We start from the raw sequence: 5,296 nt of genomic DNA, 5'->3' as shown, positions 1-5,296 counted from the left end.
CTACTGATTTCACGCGTTTTTCTCATACTGAAGGCTAGGTTGGGGGAAACTGGAAGTTAGTTTTAGAAGTTACCATCCAAACTTACTTCAAAAAACTTAGCCAACTGAATAGCTGTTCACAAAAGCATATCAGTCTCACAATTTCCCCAACGGCTGATACTACGTACAATCGTTTAGATTTCTTTTGCCAGTTCCGCACGAACCATTCTACGCTGTTGTCTATGTTCTTTAAGTCTCATTTTTTGTCCTCATCAAAAAGTTTTTTATGCTCTTTCATGAATTCAATCAACTCATCGCGAAAGATTACCTTTTCTTCCTCTGTCAATCCATCAGAAGTCATACGGAACAATACTTCGATATTTGATAAATCAATGTCGTCATTTTTTCCATCTAATAGATAGTCCGTAGTTTTGAAAAACATATACTACCACTTCTTGGAAATTATACAATACAGTTTCTAAATCAAAACAAGCAGGTTATTTTAAACCTTATGACATCAAAAGCTAACGAATATGCGAACTTTAAATCTTTACGTAGCTATGTGATTTCTATTTTTGACTGGGCAGAAGAACTGGAATATATTGAAGCGAATAAAATCGCAAAAATATTAAGACGAATAAAAGCTACTAAAAAGATTCAACTTGCAGAGTCAAAGAGAGAGGAAGATTTATATCTAACTCATGAACAACTCCAAGAATGGTTCTCAGCATTTCAAGAAGATTTAGAGAATGATAAAATAACCCTTAAAGATTATGTCCTATTTTATCTTACTTTTTTCTTAGGCGATAGAAAATCTGAAACCTATGCTCTTCAATGGAAACATATCGATTTTTCAAAATCACAGATTCAGCTAATTCAAGCTTTAGATAGATATGGAGAAGTAAAATCAACAAAGGGAAATAAGAAAACTATTTTCTCTATTTCTAATGATTTACTTCAACTTCTTACCTCTTGGAAAGAGCAATAAAAATATGAACTAGCAAAGTTTGGCATCATCAGTAATCCAGAACAATTTGTTTTTACATATATCGACACAAGAGGAAACATCAACAAGCCTTTACATGCTGACTATCTAAACAATAAAATGAAAAGCATTAGAAAGCGACATAAAGAGCTGGCACATGCTACACCTCATAAACTGCGACATACAGGAGCAACGCTTGCTAAACAAGCAGGAATGAGCTTAGAAGCTATTTCTGAGGCTCTAACACACAGTGACACAGGAACAACACAGATTTATGTAAATACTTCTAATGTAGTTCCTATGACAGTAGGTGAATTTGCTTTAAAGTCTCTAAAACAATAAGGTGAAAATAAGGTAAACTTTGAGGTGAACTTTTCAAAAAAACACGAAAAAAGCACCCATAAGGTAAACTTTTGAGTGCTTTGAAACGTTGATAGTATCGTATTGATTAACGTTTTGAGGCAACTGACCTTCTAAGATTGCAGCCACATTTGCAAGCGACTAAAATCGCAACAACTGTGTCAATTGCACCAATTTAGTAAGAAAGTACAAAAAGAACACCCCGAAAGGTGCTCTTTGTAAGTATAGTAATTCTCTCGAATTAACGTTTACTAAATTGTGATGCTTTACGAGCTTTCTTAAGACCTGGTTTCTTACGTTCAACTTTACGTGAGTCACGTGTAAGAAGTCCTGCGCGTTTCAATGAATCGCGGAAGTCTGGGTCTACTTGAAGAAGGGCACGAGCGATACCGTGACGGATAGCTCCTGATTGACCAGCGTATCCACCACCTACAACGTTAACGAAAACGTCGTATGAACCTACAGTTGAAGTAACTGCAAATGGTTGGTTGATGACAAGACGAAGGTCAGCGTGTGGGATGTACTCTTCAACATCTTTTTTGTTAACAGTGATTTTACCAGTTCCTGGAACAAGGCGAACGCGTGCAACAGCGTTTTTACGACGTCCAGTACCTGCATATTGTGCTTGTGACATACTTTATTGTTCCTTTCCTTAGATAAGTCCTGAAATATCAAGAACTTCTGGTTGTTGTGCAGCGTGAGTGTGCTCAGCTCCAACAAATACTTTCAACTTCATACCTTGAGCGCGTCCAAGAGTATTGTGTGGAAGCATACCTTTAACTGATTTCTCGATCAAACGTACTGCATTTTTAGAACGAAGTTCACCTGCAGAGATTTGTTTCAATCCACCTGGGTGGTTTGAGTGAGTGTAGTAGATTTTATCAGTTGCTTTTTTACCAGTCAATTTAACTTTTTCAGCATTGATAACAATCACAAAGTCACCTGTATCAGTGTGTGGTGTAAATGTTGGTTTGTTTTTTCCGCGAAGTACGCTAGCAACTACTGCAGAAAGACGTCCAAGTGGTACATCAGTTGCGTCAACTACGTACCATTTACGTTCAACTTGGCCTGGTTTAGCCATAAATGTTGTTTTGTTCATGATTTCTCCTATATATAGTTCGATTTTTGTTTACGGTGATGGGTGTTCCTTCCCATCGAAAAGTATTTGGAAGGTTCCGGGGCCTTTCAAATGGGGTAAACAATACCGCCTACTATAATACCAAATTTCACCCCTAAAAGTCAATAGATATGAAAAATATTTTTCTGAATTCCACTCTTTTTATCTCTAAAAAACCTCGCTTCCGCGAGGCTCTTCTATTTATAAGCTAAGGCACGTTTAAATGTTTTCCAGATTCCTAAATCATCCGTTTGAAGGACTAGACTAGCATACATGCGTCCGATAAATCCGGTTGCTACCACCGCAAAAATCACTGTAATAGCAAGTGAAATCCATGCTTCTACTCCCCCTGCATAGCCATTAATGGTTCTAAATGGCATAAAGAAGGTCGAAATAAAGGGAATATAAGAACCAATCTTCAAGATGAGATTGTCACCAGCTGCACCTAGAGCTGTCACTCCAAAAAAACCACCCATAATCAAAATCATCAAAGGCGACAAGGCTTTTCCTGAATCCTCAGGACGAGAAACCATAGAACCTAGAAAGGCTGCCAAGACTACATACATAAAGAGACTGACCAAAATAAAGAACAATGTATTCAGTGAGAATGCATCTCCCAAGTGATCCAAAATACCAGACTGAGCCAAGAATGGCAAATCTTTAAAGAGCAGAATGGCAGCCAGAGCACCTACAACATAAATCCCGATATGCGTCAAAATCACCAGAAACAGAGCCATCATCCGTGCATAGAAATAGTGACTAGCCCTTATGCTAGAAAAGACGACTTCCATAATTTTGGTGCCTTTTTCACTGGCAACTTCCTGAGCTGTTACACCCGCATAGGTAATCAGAATCATATAAAGAAAGAATCCTAAGGCGCCTGCTGCCATTGTTTGAATAAACTTTTTATTTTCCTTGGCTTCATCAATCTTTTCTGTGAATTGAATTGTCTGCGCTAAGCGTTTTTCCTGCTCTTGAGACAAGGAAGCAGTTGAACGATTAAGCTGATTTTGCAGTTCATTGAGTGTACCTGTAACTGCAAATTTAATTCCATTTTCAAGCGACGTTTCGCCATGATAAACTGCCTTCAAGACACTATCCTCTTGGTCAATAGTCAGATAGCCTTTTAATTTTTCATCTTTAATGGCTTCTTTGGCACTTGCTTCGTCTTTGTAGTCAAAATTAACACCATTTACATTCTTCAGTCCTTCTGCTACAGATGGCACTGTTGTCACTACTGCCACTTTATCATTTTTAGCCATTGAAGAACCTTGGAGATAAGCAATTCCTCCAGAGATTCCTAAAAAGAGGAACGGTGAAATCACCATAAAGAAGAAACTCCACGATTTGACATGTCGAAGATAGGTTTCCTTGATTACAACCCACATATTTCTCATACTTCCACCCCTGATTCTAGTTTGAAGATTTCATCGATTGTTGGCGCTTGTTGGTCAAAGGTTGCGATATATTGCCCTTGAGTTAAGATTGGGAAGAGTTCTCTACCAGCACTCTCATCCTCCAAGATCAATTTCCAACTGCCTTGTTTGGTCAAGCTCACCTGTTTGACATGAGGAAGGTTTTCCAATTCTTCCTTACTTCGTTCACTTGAAACAAAGAGACGCGTTTTCCCGTATTGATTACGGACATCCTGTACCGGCCCATGTAAGACCACACGGCCATCTCGAATCATCAAAATATCGTCACAAAGTTCCTCGACGTTGGTCATGACATGATCAGAGAAGATAATGGTTGCTCCGCGCTCTTTTTCCTGAAAAATGACTTGCTTGAGCAATTCTGTATTGACTGGGTCCAAACCACTGAAAGGCTCATCCAAGATAATCAAATCTGGTTCATGAATCAGAGTAATAATGAGCTGAATCTTCTGCTGATTTCCTTTTGACAGACTCTTGATTTTATCTGTCAGCTTTCCTTTGACTTCCAACCTCTTCATCCATTGAGGGAGTTTTTCCTTGACCTCCTTGGCATCCATACCTTTTAGAGTCGCCAAGTAACGAACTTGTTCAAGGACGGTCAATTTAGGCATGAGACTGCGTTCTTCAGGCAAATAGCCAATCCGAGCATAGGTCTCCTGACGAATATCCTGCCCATCCAGACTGATTTCTCCCTGATATTCTAAAAACTTCAAAATACTGTGGAAAATCGTTGTTTTCCCAGCACCATTTTTCCCGACTAGTCCCAAAATACGACCTGGTCGTGCTTGAAAGTCAATACCAAACAAAACTTGCTTGGGTCCAAAACTTTTCTCTAGACTTCTTACTTCTAGCATCTTTCACCTCCGAAATGTCTTGCACTCATTATACTCCTTTTTGAGAGCCTTTACAATGACTTCCGTACATTTTTATAAGACTATTGCTGTTTAAAATACGGCCTGGAGCACTTTTAGTGATAAATCCATTATACAGTAGTAATTTCCGATTTATCACCTCCGCTCCTCAACTGTCTATTTTTGATCCTGAATGGTTATTTGAGCAACTCCTTTATTCCAAATAGCTTTCCCCTAAAAATCATTACATCATATGTTCTCATTTGTCAAAAATAAAAATCTTATCTATTTACTTTGACATAAAACATCATCAAATAGCAACTATTATCAATTAAAACATTACTTAACAACTATCGTCCTCTATATGACTACCATCTTTGAAGAATTACCTATCTCTATATGAATAGTCATTCCTAAACCTAAAAATTTTTTAAAATCAAGTTGGCCTAAACCTCTCGTTACCTCATGAAATTCCATGAAATTTAGGATTTAGAGGCTCTATAATATTTGTAGTGGGTAACCCCCTATGGATATTATGGAGCCTATTTTGTGTAGAAAAAAAGTCCCATAT

At 38.0% G+C, this 5,296-nt stretch carries 5 protein-coding genes and 1 pseudogene; 1 reads left to right on the top strand and 5 read right to left on the bottom strand.

All coding sequences use genetic code 11. The features are described 5' to 3' along the window. Window positions 1-235 precede the first annotated feature (235 nt). The gene (locus tag N8L33_RS09845) at window positions 236-421 is read right to left on the bottom strand and encodes a hypothetical protein (RefSeq protein WP_004239148.1); all 186 of its coding nucleotides are present in this window, start codon (window positions 419-421) and stop codon (window positions 236-238) included. Between N8L33_RS09845 and N8L33_RS09840 the strand changes: the two are divergent. Next, window positions 410-1,306, top strand: a pseudogene (locus N8L33_RS09840) (site-specific integrase); the annotation flags it as partial. The gene N8L33_RS09845 and the pseudogene N8L33_RS09840 sit on opposite strands and share 12 nt — an antisense overlap. A gap of 259 nt (window positions 1,307-1,565) precedes the next feature. Here N8L33_RS09840 and rpsI read toward each other — a convergent pair. From rpsI to N8L33_RS09820, 4 genes are all read right to left on the bottom strand, one after another. Beyond that, window positions 1,566-1,958 (bottom strand): 30S ribosomal protein S9, encoded by a 393-nt coding sequence (gene rpsI, locus N8L33_RS09835; protein ID WP_000075973.1) that lies wholly within the window; start codon window positions 1,956-1,958, stop codon window positions 1,566-1,568. Window positions 1,959-1,976: 18 nt separating this feature from the next. After that, window positions 1,977-2,423: a 50S ribosomal protein L13 gene (gene rplM, locus N8L33_RS09830; RefSeq protein ID WP_001044624.1), complete on the bottom strand. Its 447-nt coding sequence runs from the start codon at window positions 2,421-2,423 to the stop codon at window positions 1,977-1,979. Between the two features lie 215 nt (window positions 2,424-2,638). Next, the gene (locus N8L33_RS09825; protein WP_261059741.1) at window positions 2,639-3,838 is read right to left on the bottom strand and encodes an ABC transporter permease; all 1,200 of its coding nucleotides are present in this window, start codon (window positions 3,836-3,838) and stop codon (window positions 2,639-2,641) included. Continuing rightward, window positions 3,835-4,728 (bottom strand): ABC transporter ATP-binding protein, encoded by an 894-nt coding sequence (locus N8L33_RS09820; protein ID WP_000895282.1) that lies wholly within the window; start codon window positions 4,726-4,728, stop codon window positions 3,835-3,837. The genes N8L33_RS09825 and N8L33_RS09820 overlap by 4 nt, the downstream gene beginning before the upstream one ends. Window positions 4,729-5,296: the final 568 nt, after the last annotated feature.

Source organism: Streptococcus mitis (assembly GCF_946188695.1).
GTDB classification, from domain to species: domain Bacteria; phylum Bacillota; class Bacilli; order Lactobacillales; family Streptococcaceae; genus Streptococcus; species Streptococcus mitis_DF.
The sequence above is the reverse complement of the archived record's forward strand: the minus strand, read 5'-3'. Positions and strand labels throughout refer to the sequence as shown.